The sequence below is a fragment of the Halioglobus sp. D3-4 genome (genome assembly GCF_055809315.1).
Window position 1 is genome coordinate 1,864,046 of the sequence record NZ_CM147907.1, and the last position, 25,543, is coordinate 1,889,588.

16 protein-coding genes are annotated in these 25,543 nt (G+C 54.4%); 11 read left to right on the top strand and 5 right to left on the bottom strand.

Going from position 1 to position 25,543, the window contains the following annotated elements:
* Nucleotides 1-90 precede the first annotated feature (90 nt).
* The 3 genes from AC0L6S_RS08145 to AC0L6S_RS08155 form a co-directional block, all read right to left on the bottom strand.
* The gene (locus AC0L6S_RS08145) at nucleotides 91-363 is read right to left on the bottom strand and encodes a hypothetical protein (protein WP_473427923.1); all 273 of its coding nucleotides are present in this window, start codon (nucleotides 361-363) and stop codon (nucleotides 91-93) included.
* A gap of 187 nt (nucleotides 364-550) precedes the next feature.
* Nucleotides 551-2,287 carry a sodium:solute symporter family protein gene (locus AC0L6S_RS08150; RefSeq protein ID WP_473427924.1) on the bottom strand — a complete coding sequence of 579 codons (1,737 nt, stop codon included), beginning with the start codon at nucleotides 2,285-2,287 and terminating at the stop codon, nucleotides 551-553.
* An 11-nt stretch (nucleotides 2,288-2,298) separates the two neighbouring features.
* Nucleotides 2,299-2,568, bottom strand: coding sequence for a DUF4212 domain-containing protein (locus tag AC0L6S_RS08155; protein WP_473427925.1), 270 nt, complete (start codon nucleotides 2,566-2,568; stop codon nucleotides 2,299-2,301).
* Nucleotides 2,569-3,216: 648 nt separating this feature from the next.
* On the opposite strand from AC0L6S_RS08155, the gene AC0L6S_RS08160 reads away from it, so the two are divergent.
* From AC0L6S_RS08160 to AC0L6S_RS08200, 9 genes are all read left to right on the top strand, one after another.
* Nucleotides 3,217-3,660 carry a c-type cytochrome gene (locus AC0L6S_RS08160; protein ID WP_473427926.1) on the top strand — a complete coding sequence of 148 codons (444 nt, stop codon included), beginning with the start codon at nucleotides 3,217-3,219 and terminating at the stop codon, nucleotides 3,658-3,660.
* The gene (locus tag AC0L6S_RS08165; protein WP_473427927.1) at nucleotides 3,657-4,403 is read left to right on the top strand and encodes an SDR family NAD(P)-dependent oxidoreductase; all 747 of its coding nucleotides are present in this window, start codon (nucleotides 3,657-3,659) and stop codon (nucleotides 4,401-4,403) included. Before AC0L6S_RS08160 ends, AC0L6S_RS08165 begins: the two co-directional genes overlap by 4 nt.
* Nucleotides 4,397-4,633 carry a hypothetical protein gene (locus AC0L6S_RS08170; RefSeq protein ID WP_473427928.1) on the top strand — a complete coding sequence of 79 codons (237 nt, stop codon included), beginning with the start codon at nucleotides 4,397-4,399 and terminating at the stop codon, nucleotides 4,631-4,633. Before AC0L6S_RS08165 ends, AC0L6S_RS08170 begins: the two co-directional genes overlap by 7 nt.
* An 84-nt stretch (nucleotides 4,634-4,717) precedes the next feature.
* Entirely contained in the window at nucleotides 4,718-5,035 is a 318-nt protein-coding gene (locus AC0L6S_RS08175) for a hypothetical protein (RefSeq protein WP_473427929.1), read from the top strand.
* Nucleotides 5,036-5,083: 48 nt separating this feature from the next.
* Entirely contained in the window at nucleotides 5,084-6,859 is a 1,776-nt protein-coding gene (locus AC0L6S_RS08180; RefSeq protein WP_473427930.1) for an acyl-CoA dehydrogenase C-terminal domain-containing protein, read from the top strand.
* A gap of 273 nt (nucleotides 6,860-7,132) precedes the next feature.
* Nucleotides 7,133-8,494 carry a DUF1329 domain-containing protein gene (locus AC0L6S_RS08185; RefSeq protein ID WP_473427931.1) on the top strand — a complete coding sequence of 454 codons (1,362 nt, stop codon included), beginning with the start codon at nucleotides 7,133-7,135 and terminating at the stop codon, nucleotides 8,492-8,494.
* A gap of 611 nt (nucleotides 8,495-9,105) precedes the next feature.
* Nucleotides 9,106-10,404: a TolC family protein gene (locus tag AC0L6S_RS08190; protein WP_473427932.1), complete on the top strand. Its 1,299-nt coding sequence runs from the start codon at nucleotides 9,106-9,108 to the stop codon at nucleotides 10,402-10,404.
* A complete protein-coding gene (locus AC0L6S_RS08195) occupies nucleotides 10,401-11,624 on the top strand; it encodes an efflux RND transporter periplasmic adaptor subunit (protein ID WP_473427933.1) in 1,224 nt (407 codons plus the stop codon). The genes AC0L6S_RS08190 and AC0L6S_RS08195 overlap by 4 nt, the downstream gene beginning before the upstream one ends.
* Nucleotides 11,625-11,633: 9 nt before the next feature.
* Nucleotides 11,634-14,765, top strand: coding sequence for an efflux RND transporter permease subunit (locus AC0L6S_RS08200; RefSeq protein ID WP_473427934.1), 3,132 nt, complete (start codon nucleotides 11,634-11,636; stop codon nucleotides 14,763-14,765).
* A 20-nt stretch (nucleotides 14,766-14,785) separates the two neighbouring features.
* Here AC0L6S_RS08200 and AC0L6S_RS08205 read toward each other — a convergent pair whose 3' ends face one another.
* On the bottom strand, nucleotides 14,786-16,690 hold the full coding sequence (locus AC0L6S_RS08205; RefSeq protein WP_473427935.1) for an acyltransferase family protein: 1,905 nt from the start codon (nucleotides 16,688-16,690) through the stop codon (nucleotides 14,786-14,788).
* Nucleotides 16,691-17,849: 1,159 nt separating this feature from the next.
* Between AC0L6S_RS08205 and AC0L6S_RS08210 the strand changes: the two genes are divergently transcribed.
* Nucleotides 17,850-22,844 (top strand): glycosyltransferase, encoded by a 4,995-nt coding sequence (locus AC0L6S_RS08210; protein ID WP_473427936.1) that lies wholly within the window; start codon nucleotides 17,850-17,852, stop codon nucleotides 22,842-22,844.
* 126 nt (nucleotides 22,845-22,970) lie between these two features.
* Entirely contained in the window at nucleotides 22,971-23,387 is a 417-nt protein-coding gene (locus tag AC0L6S_RS08215) for a DUF6524 family protein (protein WP_473427937.1), read from the top strand.
* A 92-nt stretch (nucleotides 23,388-23,479) separates the two neighbouring features.
* Here the strand turns inward: AC0L6S_RS08215 and AC0L6S_RS08220 are convergent, their stop codons facing one another.
* On the bottom strand, nucleotides 23,480-25,498 hold the full coding sequence (locus tag AC0L6S_RS08220) for a polysaccharide biosynthesis protein (RefSeq protein WP_473427938.1): 2,019 nt from the start codon (nucleotides 25,496-25,498) through the stop codon (nucleotides 23,480-23,482).
* Nucleotides 25,499-25,543: the final 45 nt, after the last annotated feature.

Genomic DNA, 25,543 nt, shown 5'->3' on the forward strand with positions numbered 1-25,543 from the left:
TCCGGAATCCCTGTCGCAAGGCTGTGAATCCAGCGCCTTTCATTTGCCGATGCTGCTGCTAGCCACCTGAATCAGCCTTCAGAGCCCGCTCTATTTGAAAAAGCTGGCGGCTCTTGCCTTAATCTCTTCGGCCTTATCCTCACCCGCATCGGCCAGTTCTTTCAGGTAAGCGCGCCCCTCTGCCATCTTGTCCTTGAGCTCGTTAATCTGGGTGAGGAACTGCTCCTCCAGATCCGCTCCAGCCACATCAGCTTCGGCTTTCGCCTTCCTTGCCCTGGCTTCCGCCTGAGCCGCCTCGAGCTGCTCGTCATAGGCTGCCAGCTGCTTTTCCACCTTCTCTTTCATTAAATCTATCAGACTCATTACATGCCCCATCTTCGACCAGATTGAAGGGTAACTCTAACGTATCCTAACGGGGATTGTATTGCGCTGGCGCAAGCCATTGGTGGCGAGGCACGCTAGTTCTCCGGCGCTCACGCTGCTTACCCACCGTAGGCTGGAAAAAAAGGAGGTGCCGCGATACGGCACCCCCCAAACGGGACTGGAATCTCTAGTGGTCAGCGGCCGCACCCGAGCCCACCGGAATACGGATATTCTCAACCATCTCCCGCACCCGCGCTGGCGGCGCCTCTGTTACTTTCGACACAGCAAAAGCGATGGCGAAGTTCACCATGGCGCCTACCACACCGAAGGCGTTGGGCTCGATACCCATAAACCAGTTGGCAGGTGAATCACCGAGGAAGGCAGTGCCGGGAATAAACATAATGCCCTTGTGCTGGAACACGTAGAACAGGGTGACACCGATACCGCACACCATTCCGGCGATCGCACCTTCCTTGGTGATACCCTTCGAGAAGATACCCATCATCAGTGCCGGGAAGATTGAGGACGCCGCCAGGCCAAAAGCCAGGGCCACCGTCCCCGCCGCAAATCCGGGCGGATTGAGTCCCAGGTAACCAGCGCCGGCGATTGCCACCGCCATGGCGATACGCGATGAATTAAGCTCTGCCTTCTCGCTGATATTCGGTGCGATCATACCTTTGAGCAAGTCATGGGAGATCGCCGAGGATATCGCCAGCAGCAAACCCGCCGCTGTCGATAGCGCCGCCGCGAGTCCACCTGCGGCTACCAGGGCAATTACCCAGTTGGGCAGCTTGGCGATCTCGGGATTGGCCAACACTATGATGTCGTTATCGATCTTCACCATCTCATTGGTAGCATTGTCAGCAGAGTATTGGATCAGGCCATCGCCATTCTTATCCTCAAACTGCAATAGTCCGGTCTTCTCCCAGTTCCTGAACCAATCCGGGCGCTCCTCGTAAGCGAGATGCGCTCCGGGTTGTGGTTCGATAGTCTGCATCAGGTTGAGACGTGCCATACCGGCAACGGCAGGTGCGGTGGTGTAAAGGATGGCGATAAATACCAGCGCCCAACCTGCGGAAGATCGTGCATCCTTCACTCTGGGTACAGTAAAAAAGCGGATAATCACATGGGGCAATCCCGCGGTACCAATCATCAGCGACATGGTAAAGGCAAACATATTGATACCACTGAGTCGCACGTTAGTCGTGTACTCTTTGAAGCCCAGATCCGTCACCACCCTATCCAGCTTGTCCAGCAGATAGACATCGGTGCCTACCAGGGTACTGCCGAGACTCAGCTGCGGCACCGGATTACCCGTGAGCTGCAGGCTGATAAAGATAGCGGGAATGGTGTATGCCATGATTAACACACAGTACTGAACAATCTGGGTATAGGTAATCCCTTTCATACCACCGAGTACCGCATAGAAGAACACAATCGTCATGCCCACATACAAACCGGTGTCGTAATCCACCTCCAGGAAACGCGAGAATGCCACACCCACACCCTTCATCTGGCCAATCACGTAAGTCACCGAACAGAGAATCAGGCAGACGACTGCGACAGCGCGCGCAGATTTGGAATAGAAGCGGTCGCCGATAAATTCCGGCACCGTGAACTTGCCGTATTTACGCAGGTAAGGGGCCAGCAGCATCGCGAGTATTACGTAGCCACCGGTCCAGCCCATCAGGAATACCGATCCGCCATAGCCACCAAAGCTCAGCGCGATAAGGCCAGCCATGGAAATAAACGATGCTGCAGACATCCAGTCTGCTGCCGTCGCCATACCATTCTGCACCGGGTGAATACCGCCGCCGGCAACGTAAAAATCCTTGGTGGATCCCGCCCTGGCCCAGATTGCGATACCAATGTAGATGGCGAACGTTAGCCCCACGACGATATACGTTAGAGTTTGCAGTTCCATTTGCGACTCTCCTATTCGTCTTCTTCCACGCCGAACTCGCGGTCCAGCGCAGACATTTTTTTCGCGTAATAGAAAATCAATCCTACAAATACATAGATGGAACCCTGTTGGGCGAACCAGAAACCCAGCTTGTAGCCGCCAATCTGAATCTGGTTGAGTACATCAAAAAGAATAATGCCGCAGCCGTAGCTAACGACGAACCAGATCACCATCAGCTTGACCATAAGCGACAGGTTGCGGCGCCAGTACTCCTTCGCCTGATCTTCGTTTATTGGGGACATTACACACCTCCTTAGGCTTCAAATCATCAATTGCTCTACAAGCCATCCAGTTGCCTGTGAGTATGGGAATGTGAATAGTCTTGTCGCCAGCTCAGGTACACCGAGCATGCGATAAGCTCCTGACGCTTGTTGGCATGCGTCAAAATCTTCACTTGATCTGTTTCTTGCGGCGGGTGCATCACTGCGATTCTCGAAGTGCTCGCCCGGCAGTCTCCACTCTCATGTCAACTCGCCAGAAGCTTCACCATGAATCGTCTGAATCTCTGTAGCGTCTTCATCGACAACAGCTTGATACTGTATGTAACAACCCAAGCGCTACTGATGTGTATTCGAAGATACGCAATCACTGCTGCAATCTTCCCTCCCCTTGGAAGGGGTAGTGAAAAAAATAACGGTTCGAAGAGATGCGTTACCACATGGCCAGGGAGTACAGCAGCAAGATTATATGAGGACCTGTGACAAAGGGATTTATGCGCTGCTCTTGTGCCCCTACCTGAGCAGTAACGTTCAAAGGATTTCGGGAAAGGGTCGCGGCCAGTTTGAAGCCACTCCATTTCCGACTGAACCAAAAGCACATTCCGAGCGTAATTGTGTGTGAAACACGTCTTTTACCGGCCCATGCGAGCCAATACTATTACGGGAGTGATTGTGTCACAAAACACTGTAGTACTCGTCTTGTTTTTCTGCTTTTCAATGGGCCTGCCGCTGTGGGCAATCCAGAACAATTCCTTTGAGAAAGACAGTGTTCATGCCTGCACCGGTGACTGCTATGCGCGTTGGCAGCAGGAAACTGGTGGGGTTGTCGCTGTTGCTGTGGCGCAGGAGGCAGCAAAAGCCAGCGCGACACCATCGGAGATGGGGGAGAAAGCCTACACCACCTGTATTGCCTGTCATGGCAGTCGCGGCGAGGGCGGTATCGGCCCCGCACTTATCGGTCAATCACAAAGCACTATTTACGACAAGCTCGTGCAGTACAGAAACGGCGAATCCAGGGGCCCTCAAAGTGCGTTAATGTGGACGCAGGCGGCCACACTTACCGACAAGGATATGGACAACATAGCCGCGTTTGTCGAGACATTGCAAAGCCGGTGAAGACCCCCGCTCTGTGGCACGAGCCTTTCAACGCAGTCATCGTGGGCAATGGAGCAATCGGGTCTGCACTTGTTCAGCGTCTCTCGCAGGAAGCGCATTTGCAACAGCTGGTTGTTCTGCAACGCTCCAGTGCTGCAGCATCGAGAGACTCAAGGGTGAAGCACATTGCGTTTGATGCATTACAGCCCGAATCCATTGCCGCAGCGGCAGAAATCGCTAACCAATCCGTTGATCGGGTGCACCTGATGATAAATACGGTAGGTCTGTTGCACAGCCCAGGGCAGCGGCCTGAAAAAAGTCTGAGGAAGCTCGTGCCAGCGGATCTGCAGCGCGCTTTCCAAGTAAATGCCATATTGCTGCCGCTTCTGGCCCAGGCGTTTTCAACACTTCTGCGGCATGAGCAACCCACCGTGTTTGCGTCGTTGTCCGCTCGTGTTGGCAGTATCGAGGACAACCGGCTCGGCGGCTGGTACAGCTATCGCGCCTCCAAGGCCGCCCACAACATGTTATTGCGCACTATCGCGCAGGAATGGCGAGTCACCCATCCCAATGTCACCGCCGTCGCACTGCACCCGGGCACCGTGCATTCACCGCTTTCCTCCCCTTTTATCTCATCGAACTACAAGCACCCGGTACGGGCGCCTTCGGAGTGTGCAGAATCCCTCTTGCAGGTGCTTGGGTCATTACCACCACACTCTTCCGGCACCTTCTATGACTGGCAGGGTAAGACCATACCATGGTGAAACAGCCACCGGGAGACAGCGACGAGGACTGCGCCGATATCAGCTTGCGAGGACAGGCGATGCGCCGTGCCACACATACAGAATTACCAAAGACCCTGACACCCTTCGAGTGGGAACAATGGTATGCGAAGCACGGTATACCGGATGCCCATCGCAAGCCCCAAACGGCGCCCGGCAGGAAGCCATGGTGGCGCTGCAAGTGGTTTAGCCCGAAGAACAGCGACACCTGAGACAGCCGGCAAAAAATGCTGTGAACCAGCTGGGACTTCGCTGCGTAAGTTGTTGCAGACAACACACTAAAAGGAGTGACAAAAATGAAAAAGTTTATCCTGAGTTCCTGGTCTGCATTGATGGACAACCGGCGTAACCCACTACGTCATCTGGATCTCGCATCGCAACACTATTTTATGCAGGTGTTGGGCTGGATGTGGAGCATGGTTTTCAGCCTGTCTTTCCTGTCCATCTACAATTTTGGCATCGTCTGGATGGCTCACTTGCTGGTATTTGGCGGTGCCGCCTTCACCGTAGCGGTGTTCAGGGAGAGCGAAAAGCAACGTGCTTTGCTCACTGTGCCTTCGGAAAAGCTGAGTCAGTCATCGCGCTGCGTGTGGAAACTCGATAGCGAAGCCTGATTCCTCGACACGATATCAAACTCGATCAACACAAAATGAGGCTACAATATGCCGTATCGCGCACCTATTAATGATCTGACCTTTCTGCTTTTCGACGTATTGAAAGCAGACCGTCTACAGCACCTGGATCGTTATATGGAAGCCACTCCTGATGTGATGGTGGCCATCATGGAGGAAATGGGGAAGTTTGCCTCAGAGGTACTACATCCCACCAACAAAGCGGGAGATGAGCAAGCGTGCAGTTATGACCCGGAGGCACGTGAAGTCACTACTCCGGACGGTTTCAGGGAGGCATATCAGCAGTTTGTCCAGTCGGGTTGGTCGGGGCTTGATGCCCCGCCCGACTTCGGTGGCCAGGGTCTGCCCCATGTGTTGAAGTTTATTGTCGATGAAATGGTCTGCTCGACCAATATGTCGCTGGGAATGTACCCGGGGTTAAGTCACGGTGCGATCAGCGCACTGCACAGTCACGGCTCAAAGGCGTTGCAGGATGTGTATTTGCCGAAGCTGATCAACGGACAGTGGACAGGGACAATGTGCCTGACAGAGCCCCAGTGCGGCACCGACCTCGGGCTGATACGCACGCGTGCGAAACCAGAGGCCGACGGCAGCTACAGTATCGAGGGAACGAAAATCTGGATCACTGGCGGAGAACACGACCTGTCAGACAATATCGTTCATTTGGTACTGGCAAAACTGCCCGGGGCACCGGATACGACAAAAGGTATTTCCCTGTTTGTGGTCCCCAAGTTCCTGCCTGAAGCTGGCGAGCGCAATGCAGTGTTCTGCGGAGGCCTGGAGCACAAGATGGGAATCAAAGGTTCAGCCACCTGCGTCATGAACTTCGAGGGAGCTCGCGGCTGGCTGGTGGGAGAAGAAAATGATGGCATGAGAGCCATGTTCACGATGATGAACGAGGCTAGACTGATGGTCGGGATGCAGGGCCTCGGCCTCGCCGAGATGGCCTATCAGGAAAGCCTCGCTTTCGCGCAGGAGCGTCTGCAAAGCCGCTCACCAGCCGGCGCCATGAATGACAGCGGCCCCGCTGACCCGATTATCGTGCACCCGGATGTGCGCAGGATGCTGATGCGGCAGAAAGTGCTAAATGAAGGTATGAGAGCGCTGGCGCTGTTTACCGGGCTCCAGTTGGATCTGTCCGTCGCTCACCCCGATGCCGATACACGACAGAATGCCGATGACCTTGTGCAACTTCTCACCCCGGTAGTCAAAGCGTTTCTCACGGATGAGGGTTCGAACAATGCCAATCTGGGCTTGCAGGTGCTCGGTGGAGCAGGCTTCACCACGGATTGGCCCTTGGAGCAGCTGGTACGAGACGGGCGTATAACGCGAATCTATGAGGGTACCAACGGCATTCAGGCGATGGACCTTGTCGGCAGAAAGCTGGGATTGGCAGGAGGGCGGCTGATAACGGCTCTGTTTGCCCTGCTGCAGGATTACCTGGATAGCAATCCGGATGCGGCCTACCACCAGCCGCTCCGGGAGAGCGTGGAGATATTGCAGGACGCAACCAACTGGATCTATACCAACGGTCCCGGGGATCCCGAACAGGCAGCCGCAGCGGCGACGCCCTACCTGCGTCTGGTGGCGCTGACGGTGACAGGCTACCTGTGGTCCAGGATGGCGACCACGGCCATTGAAAAGATGGCCTCTGCCGACGAGCGTTCTGATTTACTGCAAGGCAAGCAGGTATCTGCGCGCTACTATTTCGAGAAGCTGCTGCCTGAAACCCGTTGGCTTCTGGCTGATATAAAAAGTGGCAAGGAAAGCATGATGGCGTTGTCTGATGAGCAGTGGATTGCCTGATCGAAATGTCGCTCCGCCACAAGCTCTGAAGACGCGTGAGCATCAGCTCTTTGACGGCCACTTCATACACCATCGGCGCTGCGCTACCCGGGCGCCCGTCACTTCTGCCGCCTCCAGATTGGCTGCGCAGACGTTGGCGATCAAACATGGGGCATTGAGCCATTTGCCGATTAAATGGCGAACAGGTGATTCTAATCAAGTTATTCCCACCCCGATTGGCAGATACTTAAAACTGGATTTATAAGCTGATTTTCACTAATAGGAGCGATAGTTATGAAAACTGGTCTCGGTTTGGCAACTGTCTGCATATCATCATTGTTAGCTGCGGGCGCGCTCGCAGCTGTATCCGAGGAAGAGGCCAGTAGACTGGGCAAGGAATTGACCCCGGTGGGCGCCGAAATGGCGGGCAATGCCGATGGGAGCATTCCACCCTGGAACCCAGACGGTATCCCGGTTCCGCCCAATTTCGTCGCCGGCTCAGATGACTACGTTAATCCCTTCGCAGATGAAAAACCGCTATACACCATCGATGAGAGCAACTGGAAACAGTATGCACAGTTCCTGACGGTGGGCACTCAGGCATTGTTCGAGAAATACGGTGCCGACGGCTTCAAGATCCATGTTTATCCCACGCATCGGGGCAGTATCCGCCCGGACTGGTATTACGCCAATTCCCAGAAAAATGCGACCACAGCGACACTGGTTGAGGATGGTCAGAAAATTGAGGGGAACCTGCCGGGTGTGCCGTTCCCGATTCCACAATCGGGGCTCGAGGTTCTCTGGAACCATATGATTCGTTACCAGGAAGACTCCAAACTGAATTACGATGTCTACTATGTCGCCAACAACGGTAAGCCGGTGCTGGCAACCAGAGGCTCCTCTGCGCAGATTTTCCCAATGTTCAAGAATCCGGATGAACCTGTCGGCGACAAAGTCTGGGGTAAATTACGCATTAACTACGATGAACCCGCGCGTCGCGCGGGTGAAATCCTGCTTGTACACGAGCCGGCCGCAGACTACTCCGAGGGCAAGGGCCGTAAGGCTTGGCAGTACCTCGTCGGTCAACGCCGGGTTCGCCTGGCTCCCGCCGTCTCCTTTGACACACCCAACCCTGGCGTGGCAGGTACTTCAACCTACGATGATGCATATGTCTACAACGGCTCACCGGAGCGCTTCACCTGGACGCTGGTAGGGAAGAAGGAGATGATTCTCCCTGCGTCCAACTATGACATGGTATTTCAGGACAAGGTCGAGGATTTGCTGGGCGAGAAGTTTCTCAATCCCGAAAAAATCCGCTGGGAGAAGCGTCGCGTCTGGGTCGTGGATTCCAACCTCAAAGAGGGCAAACGACACATCTATGGTCGGCGTACTTTTTACTTCGATGAGGATAACTGGACAGCTATCTCGGGTGAAATGTATGACGGACGGGGCGACCTGTGGCGTGTACAGTACGCTTACGTCGTCAACCTGTATGACCGCAAAACTGAATTTTCACTGGCCTATGGCTCCTACGATATCACGCAGGAGATATACAATCTGAGCGGCAAACCCGTTCCGGGCACCTACACGAACAACATCGAACTGCCCGAGAAGTACTTCTCTTCCAAAGGTATGGCCCGTGGAGGTGTTCGCTGATCGGACTCTGACCGGATCGGCGCCTGAGCGGGTAATGTCTCAGGCGCCGCCACTTTGTGTAATCCATAGCGCATGAGATTGTAACGATTCAGTACCCAAACCTCGCAACACGCTATCGCGGAGCGTCCTGTAATCATCTCGCATACAGCCCCCACGCTTGCCAGCACAGTGTGCAACAAGTAACATCGCTCGACCATACAGACTCAATAGACAAACCCATCTTCCATCGTGAAAACTTTTGTTGCCATGTTTTTCGCTCTCCAGATGCTTATCAACTGCACTCTGGCATTCGCGCATATGGCGAGCGACTTTCTCGACCCACACGATGCAGTACAGGCTCACGCCGGCTCAGATTTACATGATGAACCAACAGGTAGCGACTCCGATCTGGAGGACGGTCCCCACTGTCACCTCTGCGCAGTCGCACTGAATACCGATTCCGCAAGCGCGCCAATCGCGCTGCACTCAGCGACCACGCCCTTTGCACAACAGCGGGCAAATAGCGGCACCTCTCCCCCGGTACGTCCACCAAACACCTGAACTCCCCCACGGCAAACATTTTTTAGTTTTTGACCGGTGCGCTTGCGCGTGCGCCGGTTGCGGGAGTCATCATGTTTTTATCCACACGAAAGGACCGGCAGTTGATAGCTGGCCGGATTGCAGCGTTGGGTGCTGGCCTTGTGCTGGCGCTGGCGGTCAGCCCAGGCGCTAGCGCACAGGCAAGCATCAGCCTTGCCCGTGCGCTACAGCTGTCATTGGCAAACAACCAAGGCCTTCAGCTCTATCCCTACCAGCGCAGTAATGCCGAAGCGTTGCGACTGCAGGCCGGGCTGCGCCCCGCGCCAAGGGCTGAGCTGGTAGTTGCAAACGCAGCAGGCAGTGGCGAATACAGCGACCTTGACGCCAGTGAGACCACCCTGGCGCTGAGTCAGGTCATCGAACTGGGCGAGAAACGCAAGCAACGCATCTCGGTGGCAGAGGCCAGACAGGACCTGTTGTCCACTGAGTATGAATTGAGCCGGCTTGATGTTCTGGCTGAAACCAGCCGGCGCTATTATCAGATACTCGCACTGCAGGCGAAGGCAGAGGTTAATGCACACAGGCTTGCCCAGGACAGCAAGGCACTTGAGATTACCCGCAGCCGCAACCGGGCCGGGGCAACCGCTGCCGCCGATGTCTCCAAACTTGAACTGAGAGTGGCGCGCAGTCGCGCAACCGCTCAGAATTTGCGCAATGAGCAATTACTCGCCGCTCGACGACTCGCCGCCATGTGGCAGGGGGAACCGAATTTTGAACGGGTCGAAGGCGATCTATCAGTACTGCCCGCACTGCCGGACCATCGGGCACTGCACACCGCAATCCAACGCACATCCAGCCTCGAGAGACAGTTTGCACTGCGGCGCCTGGCCGATGCACGCGTGGGGTTGGCGCAGGCCGATGGCCAAAGTGATCTGACCCTGGGTCTGGGCCTGCGGCACTTTGAAGCCAGTGATGATCAGGCGCTGGTCTTATTCGTTTCCATGCCCCTGCATTTCAGCAATCCCAATGAGGGGAGAATCAGGGCGGCCAGAGCGGATCACTCGCGCAGCGCAAAGGGGACCGAAATGCTCACTCAGACGCTTGCGCTGGAACTGCAGCAGCTCTATCAACAACTGCAGAACAACCATGACCAGGCCGTGCAGGTGAGAGACGAACTACTTCCCCGCTCCCGCAAACTCATCGAAGACCTCCGTCAGGGTTACCTGCTCGGCCAGTACTCGGCGCTGCAATGGGTCGATGCCCAGGAAGAACGCTTTGCGCTGGAGCGCGAACTGATTGATCTCTACAGCACTATCCACCTGTTGCTACTTGAACTGGAGCGCATTACCGGTGAGCCGCTGGAAGGCGCCACTGAAGGAGACCTGTCATGAAAATCCATACCCTGTTGATCTACCTCGCTCTCAATCTGGCTCTATATGGCAACGCCGTTCTGGCCAGCGGGGAACACGGTGATCACGCAGAGCCACCCAAAGGGCCTCACGGTGGCACGCTGCTGAGCGATGACCGCGGTCTCTCGCTGGAAGTGACCATTTATAATCGGGGTATTCCACCCGAGATGCGCATCTATGCCTATCGTGATGGCGAACCCGTTTCTCCCACTGAGCTTGTCGTAGATATACGATTGGAACGCCTCGGCGGCGCGGTGCAAGATCTGGCATTCACACCCGAAAACGACTATCTGGTCAGTAATCAAATGGTTTCAGAGCCACACTCTTTCGACGTCTCAGTGAACGCCAGTTTACAGGGGCAGGACTACCAGTGGCAGTATGACAACCCAGAAGGGCGCACCGAAATCAGCAAGCGCCAACAGCGTTTAGCCGGGCTGGCAACAGAACGTGCGGGCGCCATGACGCTGGTCTTTACCGACACGCTGTTCGGCGTCATCGCCGCGGTAGCGGATCAGGTCTTTCACGTTAACGCGCCTTATCCGGGCATTGTAGAGTCTGTGTACGTGAGCGTGGGTGACAACGTCCGCAAAGGGCAGAAAGTCGCCACCCTGCGCAACACGCAGACCCTACAGAGTTACGATGTTGCCAGCCCCGCAAACGGTGAAGTGACTGCCAGGTCTGTCAATACAGGTGATCGCGCAGATGAAGGTGCGCTGCTTGAGATCACTGATCTATCCCAGGTCTGGGTGGAGCTGTCCGCCTTTCCGGAGGACATTGAGAAGCTCGCCACAGGCCAGCTCGTCACCGTCTACGACCTGCACCACCACGAGGTGGCGCGCAGCACCATCAGCTATATCGCCCCGATTATGACAGGCGGCCATATCGCCAGGGCCAGGGCCACCATTCCCAACCCTGAGGGACATTGGCGTCCGGGCATGCATCTCAAGGCCGATGTCGAAATCGCTCGCCGCGAAGTACCACTGGCGATACGTAACAGTGCGCTGCAAACCATTGAAGATCAGCCAGTGGTGTTCGCCCGCTATGGCAATACCTTTGAAGTGCGCATGCTCGAACTCGGCGAGAGTAACGAAGAGTTCTCCGAGGTACTGGGCGGGCTGGAGCCAGACACAGAGTACGTGACCAATAACAGCTTTGTGTTGAAAGCCGACATTCTCAAAGGTGGTGTCAGCCACGATCACTAGGAGAACGACATGATCGACAGAATTATCGGCGCCTCGGTTAAAAGGCGCTGGCTGACCCTGTTCGCCACGCTGCTATTGGCCGCACTAGGTATCTACAACGGTATAAAACTACCGATAGATGCAGTACCCGATATCACCAATATTCAGGTACAGATCAATACGGAGGCAGAGGGCTACTCACCACTGGAGGTTGAGCAACGCGTCACCTATGTAGTGGAAAACGCGATGGCCGGCATACCCATGCTGGACTACACCCGCTCATTGTCGCGCTATGGGCTGTCACAGGTGACGGTGATTTTCAAAGAGGGCACCGATATCTATTGGGCCCGACAACAGATCGCAGAGCGACTGCAGGGCATACGCAGCGAACTGCCGCCCGGACTTGAACCCAGCCCCGGCCCCATTGCCAGTGGCCTCGGCGAAATATTCGTCTATGCCGTCAGGGCCACCCCCGACGCGCGAAAACCCGACGGTTCACCCTACTCCACCGAAGATCTTCGCTCCATTCAGGACTGGATCATCCGCCCGCAGCTGGTGACTACCCCCGGCGTAACCGAGATCAACAGCCTCGGAGGATTTGAACGCGAGTATCAGGTGGCCCCCGATCCACTGAGACTACTGGCGTTTAAAATCACCGTGGAGGATGTCATCAGTGCGCTACAGCAGAACAACCAGAATGCTGGCGCCGGCTATATTGAGCAGCGCGGCGAACAGTGGCTGATTCGCTCCAGCGGGCAATTGCACGACCTCAAGGACATCGGCGAGGTGGTTGTTGCAAAACGAGATGATGCGCCGGTGCGGGTTTCGGATGTGGCAGAAGTCAGCTATGGCAAACAATTGCGCACCGGCTCGGCGACGCTCAACGGTGAGGAAACCGTGCTCGGTACAGCGTTTATGCTGCTGGGCGAAAACAGCCGCACCGTAGCCAAAGCCATTGGCGAAGCACTGGAGCGAGTCAATCTCAGCCTGCCTGAGGGTGTCGAGGCAGTTGCTCTCTACGACCGCACCTCGCTAGTAGACAAAACCATCGCCACCGTACGGACCAACCTGTTCGAAGGTGCCGTACTGGTCATCGCTGTAATGTTCCTGTTGCTGGGCAATATACGCGCTGCATTCATCGCCGCTCTGGTGATCCCCCTGTCCATGCTGTTTGCAATTACCGGCATGTCGACCAATCGTGTTTCCGGGAACCTGATGAGCCTGGGGGCAATCGACTTCGGCCTAATTGTCGATGGCGCTGTCATCGTCGTTGAAAATGCACTGCGACGACTGGGTTCTGCGCAACAGAAACTCGGTAGATTGCTGACGCTGGAAGAACGGTTGCGAGAGGTCACCGCCAGTACGCGTGAGGTCGTACAACCCGCCGTATTTGGTGTATTTATTATTATGCTGGTGTACCTACCGCTATTCGCGCTCACTGGCGTAGAGGGAAAGATGTTCCAGCCAATGGCATTTACCGTCATCGCCGCGCTGGCCGGTTCCCTGATCTTCTCAATCACCTTTGTACCCGCTGCAATCGCTATTCTGGTTAAGGGCAACATCAGTGAGCGCGAGAACCCGCTGATGCGCTTTGCACACAAGGTGTATCGACCGACACTGGCGGGCGCGCAGAGGTTCGCGGTGCCAGTAATCGCTGTCGCGATGTTATTGGTGGTTGCTGCAGGTGTGCAAGCCACCCGGATGGGCAGTGAGTTTCTGCCGCAGCTGGATGAGCACGACATCGCCATGCACGCACTTAGAATTCCCGGAACAGGCATAGAGCAATCAACCAAAATGCAGATGCAACTGGAATCCGAGCTGCGCACATTTGCCGAAGTTGAACGGGTCTTCTCCAAGATCGGCACTCCGGAGATTGCGACAGATCCCATGCCGCCCAGCATGGCCGATACCATCCTGATTCTGAAACCGCGAGAGGAATGGCCCAACCCGTCAAAGCCCAAAGCACAGTTGCTGGCAGAACTGCGGGAGACGGTAGAGCGCATACCCGGAAACAATTACGAGTTTACCCAGCCGATTGAAATGCGTTTCAACGAGTTGATCGCGGGCGTGAGGTCCGATGTCGCAATCCGTATATACGGCGACGATATGGCAACTCTGGAAAGCCTCGGTGAACAGGCCGAGCAGTTACTGCGCCAGGTCAGTGGCAGCACGGATGTGCGTGTGGAACAGACAACTGGCCTCCCCGTTGTGAACATAGAGCCGATACGTGACCACATGGCATTGCTGGGACTGAACGTGGTGGATGTGCAACAGGCCCTGCAGACGGCGATCAGCGGTGTACAGACAGGCCTGATCTATGAGGGCGACAGGCGTTTCCGATTGATCGTGCGGCTGGACGAAAGCCTGCGCCGCTCTCCGGAATCCCTGGCGTCATTACCCGTCATTATTCCAGGCCACACCAATCCGGAACTGGCCTACGTACCGCTGGGTGAAATTGCCGACATCACCGTGACGGAGGGACCCAACCAGATAAATCGTCGCAGCGGTAAACGCAATGTCGTCGTCACGGCCAATGTGTCGGATCGGGATCTGGGCAGTTTTATTGCCGATACGCAAGTCCTCCTGAACGGGCAGCTGAACATGCCCAGCGGCTACTGGCTGGAGTACGGCGGCACCTTCGAGCAACTGCAGTCCGCTTCCCAGCGCCTGTCAATCGTCGTACCCCTGATACTGCTGCTGATTCTCGGCCTACTGTTCGGCGCATTCAACTCCCTGCGTGATGCACTGATCATATTCACCGGCATACCGCTGGCGCTGACGGGGGGAATACTGGCACTGACACTGCGCGACATGCCCCTGTCCATCTCAGCCATGGTGGGTTTCATTGCGCTCTCCGGGGTCGCGGTACTTAACGGCGTGGTCATGCTGACATTTATCGGAGAGCTGCGCAGGCAGGGGATGCCGCTTGCCGAGGCCATTGAGCACGGTGCGACGCAGCGTCTCAGACCGGTCCTGATGACCGCGCTGGTGGCCAGTCTGGGGTTTCTGCCAATGGCTCTCAACACGGGCACAGGTGCGGAAGTCCAGCGCCCACTGGCGACCGTTGTGGTGGGGGGCATCATCTCATCTACCCTACTCACGCTTGTCGTTCTGCCGGCGCTATACAGACTCACCTATCGCCGGCGATCAGATATGCGCTGACATATTCCGCCTCCAAGTGACTAACTGCCCGAATCGTCTACAAACAAGTACCTGTACTCGTCCGCGATCTTCCCGGCGAGTTCAATGGAGCCACTCAAGGTTAAGTGTCCGTAATCAATATAGGCCAGCTCGCCGTCTGCTGTAAAAATCCTGCATGAATCAGAGCATTGGTACTGCTGATAATCGATAAAGGGCGCCAGCGACTCCAAGCTCTGTTTGAGCAGGCGGTTTCCCTCCCGCTCGGAGCTCTCAATATACTGGTTCGCGTACGCTTCCATGTCACTTTTCGATGATGCCCCTGAGCCCACAATCAGATCCGGGACACTGCTGACAAAGCGGATACCGGAGCCAACAACAATCACCCTGTCTGTTTTCGAATAAAGAGTCTCTATTGCTGTTAACAAAAGAGGCTGCTGATCATAGCGCCAGGATGCGGAGAGAATAACGCCATCGATGCGCTTATCGGGTAGAAAATCAGAGACGACAAAATCCAACAGTTGCTCGCAGGTCTCATATTGCACCGCACGAGGGTACGGACTACAGGCCTCCGCAGTGGCCTGTAGAAAATTCACGTCCGGGTAGGCTGCCGACAAAACACTGTAGGAGTCGGCTGCGAAGCTGTCCCCCATTATCAGGTAATTTTTTCTGTCAGGGTCCGTTTTCAGGCAGAGTGAATGGTTGAATTCCGAAAACGACTGGGTTTTCATCAGAAAACATTCGCCCACACGCGTCACTGCGTTCCGCTCCCGCCACATCGCGTCCGCGCTGGGAATAGCATTTATCGTCTCTGGCAGGCGAAACCGCCACCCTTGTGTGTAGATCGCCTGTCCAGAGATCAGCAAGATCAACAGCGCAGCCAGTACAACGGGCGCAAATCCCCTTGCAGATGTTTGGATGCCACGGCGGGTACTCTGCCGAAAGGGCGTTTCAATGTATCGGTACATCAGCGATGCCAATACGTAAAAGGAAAGCAGCAGAAAGCCTTTCGCAGTGAGGCTGAGTTCTGGCCCAAACTGATATTTGAAGAAAACGATGGTGGGCCAATGAACCAGGTACAGTGAGTAGGAAATCGCCCCTGTATAAACCATGGCCGAATTGGTTCGCAGTGCACCCAGAAAGCGATCATCGGCAGCGTAGATAATAAGGGCAGTAGCGATACAGGGAAGCAGCGAGGCGAATCCCGGCATGGGTGTCTTATCGTCAAAAGTGAGGAACGAAAAAAGCAGAGCGGTGTAGCCCAGAAACAATAACAGCACCGTATAAAAACGCTTCGGCGACTGGGAGCGCTGAAATCTGACGACCATAGCCCCGATACAGAACTCGAAAATCCGAAAGGGTGTCAGGAAGAACGCCGCTCCTGGGTTAACACCCTGTACGGACTGGGCAAGCAGCAGTGACAGGATGGCGACTAGAAAAATCGCCGGCCAGAATACACGGCGCTTTTTGGTGCTAAAACACAACGCGAGAAATGCGGGCCATATCAGGTAGAACTGCTCTTCAACGGAGAGCGACCAGGTATGTAGCAGCGGCTTCAGGTGGGCCGCTGTATCGAAGTAGCCCAACTCACTCCAGAACAGGAAATTTGACAGAGAAAAAACGGACAGAATTGCTACGATCGCCAACCTGAAAGAGTGATCCGGCGGGAAGACCAGAAAACTCAGAATCAAGGTAAAAATCAGAGTGACAAACAGGGCCGGTAGCAGGCGTCGGGCTCGCCTGGCATAAAACCCTTTAAAACTGAACTGCCCATTTCCCAAACTGGAGAGGATGTTTCGGGAAATTAGGTAACCCGATATCACAAAAAAGACATCGACACCGAGAAACCCGCCCGGGATAAAAGGAAAATCCAGATGGAACAATATGACGGATAAAACGGCCAGCGCCCGTAAGCTTTCGATATCCTGTCGTTTTGATGATTGTGACACTGCGGCGTTTCCTAACAAGCCAGACCATTTGATCAAGTAGGCCTGACTGCCCCGTCTGGGTTTCATCAGCTGAGCACCCCTGGCTAGCCCCGCAGGCAACCCTGGCTCAAGGGTTCGGCATGACAGGGCTGGATGCATCGACAATTGCGTATATTACCCCCCAACACGCGGGTCAGGCATCACAGCTCGCTACAAACTGTGACACACCTCTAGAACCGGAGCATGTGCACCATTGCTCGGGGCGTCCAAGTGCAAAGCGGGCTGCCTAATTTGGGTACCCTCGCTGCCTTCCACTGCGCCGAAATTGGCCTATCGTCGCACTTAGAGTGAAAGTCTGAAGCCAATAGACCACTCTGGGGCGCTGTGCCAATGCGTGATCAGGCATAGCAAAAACGCAGTAACGAGGACGACGTGATGACAAAAGAACACCGCGCAGTAGAAATTGTGATTTCGGAAGAGGCGTACAAGCAAAATACTGTATACCGCCCGTGGAGCGATATAAAGGCCGGGATCAGTACGACCAAGGCGTACACTGCGCCAGCTCAATTGGGCAATCGAAGGAACCAGGCAAGGCCAATTCGCCAGTAGTGTCTTTCGCAGCATCCCCTCTCCCACCTCCCCGTGAACCTTCTGCGGAGCACATTGTCAAACCCTCCAAGCGCCAAATTTTGGTTCACCGGGAGAGATTCGACGTTTTTTGAGTACCACTCTACACTTCGCCCGAAAATACCCCTGCGGAGCTCTCTCGCGAGTGCTGTTTTGTTGTAATATTTTCGTGCACCACGCATGGCCTGATGATGACCAAAGCTGGCGAAATGGGTAATGCCGAATAAGTGATGATATAGTACCGAAGCGCTTTCAGAGAGGCCGTATCATGCGGAAACAGCAGGTTGCAGATACCGATGTGACGCGTATTACCCTACAGCAGGTGATTCAGCGGGAATCTCTGGGATGGCAAAACCCTCTCGGAACATATAGGCCAACGCTCTTGGGTGTCGGTAGATGTACGTCAGTGCCAGCGATCTTTCGAGCTAGTGGAATTCGGTTATCGCAATTCTTGTCCGAGCCTAGAACCGCAAAATCCAGCGTGACATCAAGAATGCCGCTGTAAATGAAAAATATAAACTACAAGAACTCTGAAGCGTAACGCAAAGAATATATGAAGAACTGTTTATTCGTGTTGGGAATGCATCGCAGTGGGACCTCGGCGTTCACTGGTGTTCTCAGCCTTCTGGGCGTCAATCTCGGCGCAAAAATGCTCGAAACTCAAAGCGATAACCCCAAAGGGTTCTTTGAGAACAAATACGTTGTACTCGCCAACGATTGTATTTTGGAGTCGTTTAACTCTTCCTGGGATGATCCTCTCCCGCTGCCGGAGAACTGGCCGGAAAAATTTGAGGAATCCCAGCTTGTCAATGATGTGCGCACTTTTCTGCGCACCGATATACCCGAGAGCGAGCTCTCGGCCATCAAGGACCCCAGGTTGTGCCGATTGCTGCCGTTCTGGCTGCCCTTACTTGACAGTGAAAATGTCAAGCCGCGCGCCGCGCTGGTGATTCGCAGCCCATTGGAGATTGCTGACTCACTGGCTCGCAGAAATGGGTTTTCAGTCGATAAGTCACTGGTTCTCTGGATGCAGTACATGCTGGAGGCCGAAAAGAATACCCGCCACCTGCCCCGCTGCTTTGTGACGTTCGAGTCTGTACTCGGCGATCCCCAGGCTACTATCGAGCATGTGTTCGAGACCGTCGGGCTGGACAAACCCAACTTCGCAGCGATGGACCAAGAGAAGCTCGATCAGTTTGTCGACCAGGATATGCGGCATCACGAGGTGTCAGATGCAGACCTCGATGCGCGCTGTCACCAAACGATCGCCGACTACTACAGGCTGCTGTGTGATGTTTCACAGCGGGAAGTGACACCAGAAGACTACGTGGCATTTGACAAACTGGGCGAGCAATTTCTGACTAATCAAAGTCTTTTTTACAACAGTGACGTCGCACTGTCTTTAGAAAAGGCCAAGGAAGAAAGTGCCCCCGAATGGTATCAGGCTAAGTTAAACCGTATCAAAGCACAGCTCGACGCCGATAAGACGTTCCGCGAATACCGTTATATCGCCAATACGGAGCACCTCTACCACGACCGGATTTCTCTGCAGAATCAATCCCATGCGCTCAGAGGCGAGATCAACACACTGCAGGATGAAATTGCCAATCTTCGAAATCAGATCGCAGAGTTGCAAAACCAGTTAAACACGCCACATATCACGATCTCATCACTACGAGACGAACTGGCCGGTAAACAGGGCGAGGTCGACTCACTGACCAACACCCTCTCGAACCTGCAGGCTGAGCTGTCCTCCCGAGTAACAGAGATATCAAGGCTGCAGGAGGGCATCTCCGGCAGAGACCGCGAAATCATCGCGCTGCAGCAGGAACAGACAACACTGCAGAATGTCCTTGGAGCCCAGGAAATTGTTCTATCGGCACAGAAAGAGGAAGAGGCCTTACGGCTTCGGGAGATGTCAGATCTGCGCGATGAACTGCAACGGCAAAGGGACATCGAAGCCCAGTTAGTCACCCGATATGACGAATTGGAAAAGATTGTTTTTCAGATCTATACCACACGCCCCTGGAGGGCCTACCAGAAGTATCAGCACGCTGTGGAGTCCGTATTTCCCAAGGGCACCCTACTGCGAAGGCTGTTGCAATGGACTAAGGGTGTCGTAACCGGTGAGAACCCGCAACCTGACGTGCAGGAAGAGAAAGCCGGGAACACGGAAACTGCGAATGCAGAAGTTGGCGAAGCGATAGACGCTTCTGATGTAATCGATACGCCAAAAGAGCTGGCTGTTGATTCACCTACAGTCGAAGACGCTGCCAGCGATACTGTATCTCTGGCAGGGCAGGACGCTGATGAAGAACCCTCCAACAAGGCCGTTGCAGCCAAAGGCAGCAAGGAGATGCCGCCTGCCGACGACATATCGGACGAACAGACTGCGGAAGCTCCGCCGGCGAATATCGCAGTTGATGCGAAGCGGGAGAGCAAGCCGGAGCTCTTCCTCGTTCCGACGACAGCAGCATCTGCGCAGGCAGGTTCGGCAGACGAGGCATCTCCCACTGTAGCACCCCCCTCCAATCAAGAGTTACCTCAAGAGCAGACAGAGGACGGTGTGCACAGAGAGGCCACCCTTTTCTCCGCTGAACACAAGCCCGACAATATCTATGCGGTGGCGATAGAGAATACCGCTGCTGGTGACGCGTCACTTGACGCAGAAGAGCTTAATCTCTCGGCGCAAGCACAGACAACAGAGGCGGGCACAATTGCTGAAGAGGAACCGTCTCACCTGGAGGTACCTCAATCTGTCGATGCAGACATTGATGTAACAGACCCGAAAGATTTCGTATTTCCAACCACTGACACACCACAAGTCAGCATTATTATTCCTGTGTTCAACAACTGGGCCTTTACATACAAATGCCTGCATTCCCTGCTTGCTCATAGCCGGGGAAGCTATGAAATCATTGTGGTGGACAACAACTCGACAGACGAAACGCCGCAGCAACTCGCAGCTATTTCAGGAATTCGGGTTATCACCAACGAAACCAATGAAGTGTTTGTCAACGCCTGCAATCAGGCGGCGCAAGCGGCCAGAGGCAGCTATCTGCTGTTTCTGAACAACGATACGGAAGTCACAGAGGGATGGCTTGAAGCCATGCTCGCGCCCTTCTCGGAAGCCTCTACTGGCGCAGTAGGGGCAAAACTCGTTTATCCCGATGGCAGCCTGCAGGAGGCGGGCGGCATCATCTGGCGCGACGGCAACGGCTGCAATTACGGTCACGGAGATAACCCCGACCTTCCCAAATACTCCTACCGCAAGGCGGTCGATTACTGCTCAGGCGCCTGCCTGATGATTTCAACTCAACTGTGGAATGAGATCGGCGGCTTCGATCAGCGTTTTGCGCCCGCGTATTACGAGGACACCGATCTGTGTTTTACCGTGCGCGCAATGGACTACAAGGTGATTTATCAACCCGCTGCACGAGTAGTACATTACGGCGGGGCGTCCGCCGGTAAAGAAACCAGTTCGGGATACAAGCGCTATCAGGATATCAATCGCGAAAAGTTTATTGAGAAATGGCGGGAAACTCTCGATAGAGACCACATGTACAGCTCCGCCGGACTGTTTGGCACAAGAGAGAGAACGGGCGATAAGCACATTCTGATTATTGACCATCAGGTGCCCACCTTTGACAAGGACTCCGGCTCTTTGCGCATGCTCAACATGCTGAAGATTTTGCAGCAGATGAACTATAAGGTATCTTTCTGGCCGGACCAGCTCACCTACGATCCCAAGTACACGAGGGTATTGCAGGATATCGGGATCGAAACCTATTATGGCGGTCTACAGTTTGAGAACTTTATACGGGAGCACGGCAAGGAGCTGGACTTTGTATTGATGTCGCGCCCTGCGACCACCAAGAAGTACATGCACCTCGTGAAAAAGTACTCCAGCGCGAAAACCATTTTCGATACAGTCGATCTTCACTATGTCCGCGAGCAGCGCCGTCTGGACCTGGAAGTACAACGCTGGAAAAATCTAGAGTTCTTCCTCGCCGAAGAAGCGGATGCCACTCTGGTTGTCAGTCCGACTGAAAAGCAGATGCTCGCTGAGCAGGAATTTGCGAACAAGATTTCAGTGGTCTCGAACATCCATTCATTGGAACCCTGCGAGAAAGGCTTTGAAGAACGCTCTGGCCTGATGTTCATAGGCAGCTTTGCACATCCGCCCAATGAAGAGGGTATCATCTGGTTTATCGACTATATTTTTCCGCTCATCAAGAAGAAGATACCCGACATCCATCTGACTATCGTCGGTAGTGAACCGACAGAGCGCCTGCTGGAAATGGCCAATGACTCGATCACCGTGACAGGTTTCGTGGAAGACGTTTCCGGATACTTTAACGACAGTAAGGTGTTTGTATCACCATTACTTCACGGCGCTGGTGTCAAGGGGAAGATTGGCCAGAGCTTTTCTTACGGACTACCGGTGGTCACCACCAGCATCGGCGCGGAAGGTATGCAATTGACCGATGGCCTTAACGTCCTCATATCGGACAGTGAAACAGCGTTCGCCGATAACGTCATTGAGTTATACAAAGAGAAATTTTTGTGGCAGAAACTATCGACAAATTGCCGCCAGGTGATCAGGGAACAGTTCAGTACTGAAACAATTCGCAACGCTCTGGAAGACATCCTGCAGGCAGAGCCGCCCAAATCAGCACCCAAACCGAATGCACTACGCCCAGTGATAGTACACTGCCATCTGTTCAAAAACGCAGGGAGCACGCTAGACTGGAGTCTTCAACGTCAATTCGGCGCCGGTTTCATCGATCACCGTGATGATGACAAAATGCGGCGCGGCGCGGCCTATCTAAAGCCCTATCTGGAGGCTAACACACAGATTTCAGCAATCTCCAGTCATCACATCCGGTTCCCGCTTCCCAACTCTGAGCAGTTGCAGTTACTACCGCTTATCTCGCTGCGACACCCGATAGATCGCGCGCGCTCGGTGTATGATTTCGAGCGCCGTCAGGATGCTAATACCCCCGGTGCCATACATGCCAAAAGACTGTCGTTTGCTGACTATGTGCGATGGCGCATGCAACCGGACGTGGCTCCTGTCATCCGCAATTTTCACTGTAGTTTCTGTACCAGCAACTTTGACAGCACGATAGGCGAGTCGGCGTATCAGGAAAGCGTAGCGATGCTGATCAAGACACCTCTGCTGGTTATCGTTGAACGCTATGACGACAGTATGGTGCTGATTGAACAGGAACTTGAACAATATTTTCCCGGGATTGACCTGTCCTATCTTCGCCAGAACGAAACCTTCGGCCGCGAAGTCGAACTGGTACAACGTATCGAGTCTGTTTTTGAGCAACTCGGGCCAGAGCTGACTCTCGAATTTCGCGAGAAGAATCACTGGGACATGAAGCTGTATGAGAACTCTCTGGCCATACACGGTGAACGTATGGGCGCACTGGGGAATCTGGATAGACTAATGGCCGATTTCCAGGCGCGGTGCCGATTGCTATCTGTAGCCACGATGCCCAGCAATGCCATAGAGATCCACGAGTCGCATGTGGGCTAATTCGCTCAATTATGCCCCGCGGCAAGAATGGCGGAACATCCAGAACAAAAAAGGCGGCTTCCTGAGTAGCCCAACCCCCATCCCAACGATTATCATGCGATTGGAATTGGCACGGGATCACCGACTATGGCTACAGAATTCAATATAGGCAGTTTTTTCGCTCGATGGCTATTTGCTATCGCCCTGGTTTTTGGAACCTATAACCCGTCAGATTATTCCTACGTCAGTTGGGTCATGGCTCGCAGCGCAGAGTTTGGCCCTGTGATGGCACTGATCGGTGTCATTCTGCTAATCGCGTGGGTCGTTTTTCTGCGCGCTACCTTACTCTCGCTGGGTGTGCTGGGTATCGTGCTGGGGGGAGCGCTGTTCGCCTGTATTATCTGGTGGTTTGTGGACCTCGGACTACTCAGCCTCGACGCCACCGGTGCAATAACCTGGATCATCTTACTGATACTGTCCTTCATCCTCGCCACCGGAATGTCCTGGTCGCATATCAGACGGAGACTGACCGGACAGTTCGATGTCGATGAAAAAGATGGCTAAGTATAAGCGAGGAAATCTGACCCGAAGCTGCGCTGACTGCGCGACTCTGGTGTGTACCTTCTACTGCTGACTCACGGCAGCGTTAATCGACGCTAGGGACTGCCATCCGGGAACAGTTCCTTTACATTGGAGGCGGCCGCAGACTCTATCGCAACCAGCTTGCCCTGTCGCTTCCAGAGATGGTCATAGCGCACCTGGTGATCGCCAAACCCGCTGACTGCAAAGCTCAACACAGAACTGATACCATCGCAGTCGAGTGAATCACAGTGCTTTCGCAGTTTTGCCAGCAGTCTCTCAATCTGGCTGAATGGCAGGCACTCCTCCTCCGCGCGCATAATCATCGGGTGACCTGTTCCTGTCACATTGGTACCCAACAATAACTCCTCGTGCAGTTTCTCGCCGGGACGCAATCCGATGTACTCAATTTCTATCTGGCCAGCGCCCTGGGAATTGTGGCCCATTTCATAGCCACTAAGTCGGATCATACGCTTTGCCAGATCGACAATACGTACCGGTTCACCCATATCAAGAACAAAAACATCACCGCCGGTAGCCATCGCTCCAGCCTGCAGCACCAGTTGCGCAGCCTCCGGAATACTCATGAAGTAACGCGATACATCCGGGTGTGTCACTGTAACCGGGCCGCCGTCCTCGACCTGCTGCCGGAACAACGGCACCACTGACCCCGATGAACCCAGCACGTTTCCAAAGCGGACCATACAAAATCTTGTCCCGTCTTCCTGCTGTGCAAGCCCCTGCAAAATCATTTCGGCCAGCCGTTTGGAGGCACCCATGATATTTGTCGGGCGCACGGCCTTGTCGGTTGAGACCAATACAAAAGTCTCAACGCCGGCCTTGCGCGCTGCGGTTGCCGCATACCACGTACCGAAAACATTATTGGCCACACCCTCGGCAATGTTGTACTCCACCATGGGAACATGTTTATACGCTGCAGCATGATAGACCGTGCGTACTTCAAACGTACGGTAAATACTCTCGAGGCGGTTCTGATCTTGCACGGAACCCAGCAGCGCAACCAGTTCGACCTGCAGGTTTAGGCTTGTCAGCATCGACCGCAATTCTCGCTCTATGCTGTACAGTGCATATTCGGAGTTATCCAGGAGTATCAGTTCGCGCGCTCCGGAGCGGATAATTTGTCGACACAGCTGAGCACCAATGGAGCCACCTGCACCGGTCACCATCACCACCTTGCCAGTGATGCATTTCTCAATCAGTTCAGGATGCGGTGGCACCGGTTCTCTACCGAGAAGGTCATCCAGGTCGATATCACGAATCTGGTTGACGCTGGCTTCACCCGCGAGTAACTCGTTGATAGTGGGCACGGTACGAACATGGACAGGCAAGCCGACAAGCGAGTTGATGATCTCCTTGCGACGCTCCTGTGATGCCGAGGGAATTGCCAGCAGTACCTGTGTGATATCGTGCTGGTCTATCAGCTGTTCCATATCTTCCGGTCGAGCTACCTGAAGCCCGTTAATAATGGACCGTTGCAGGTAGTGATCATCGTCGACGAATACCACCGGGTGGTACTGCTCACCGTGTTGCAGCGTCTGCAATAGTTGACGTCCGGATTGCCCGGCACCATAGATAATTACATTCTCAGATAACGCACGCAGTTTGGTCTGGTAGTACGCGCGCACCGCCAGTCGTGTACCGCCGATACCTACCACCAGGAGTACCCAGTAGATAAACGGCATGGAACGCGGTACTTCAGCGCGTGCAAAAAAGACCGTCGCGCCGAGTATGAGGGTAGAGTAGCCCGCTGCGGTGACAATCGCCCAGATTGCCTGTTGACCCATAAAGCGGATAACCGCCCGATAAAGCCCCAGACGCAGAAACACCATCGCGCTGCCAACGAGAGTTACCGCACCGCAAGCGTATTCGATCAGGCCTAGGTGAAAATCGAGATGACCGAATCGCAATGCCACCGCTAACCACATCGCCGCAGTAACATACACCATATCCAGCGAGAACAGACACGCCTGCTTGATATTGCGCGGCAGTTCAACAGCCTTTTGCAGAACATCTCTAAGGCTGCCGATCACTCCGACAAAGTACTGGGTCACGAATTTGCGAGGACGATTTAGCAAGTCACCTCCTGTGCTCCTGGCTGTGGCGAGCGCGCATTATTCAAA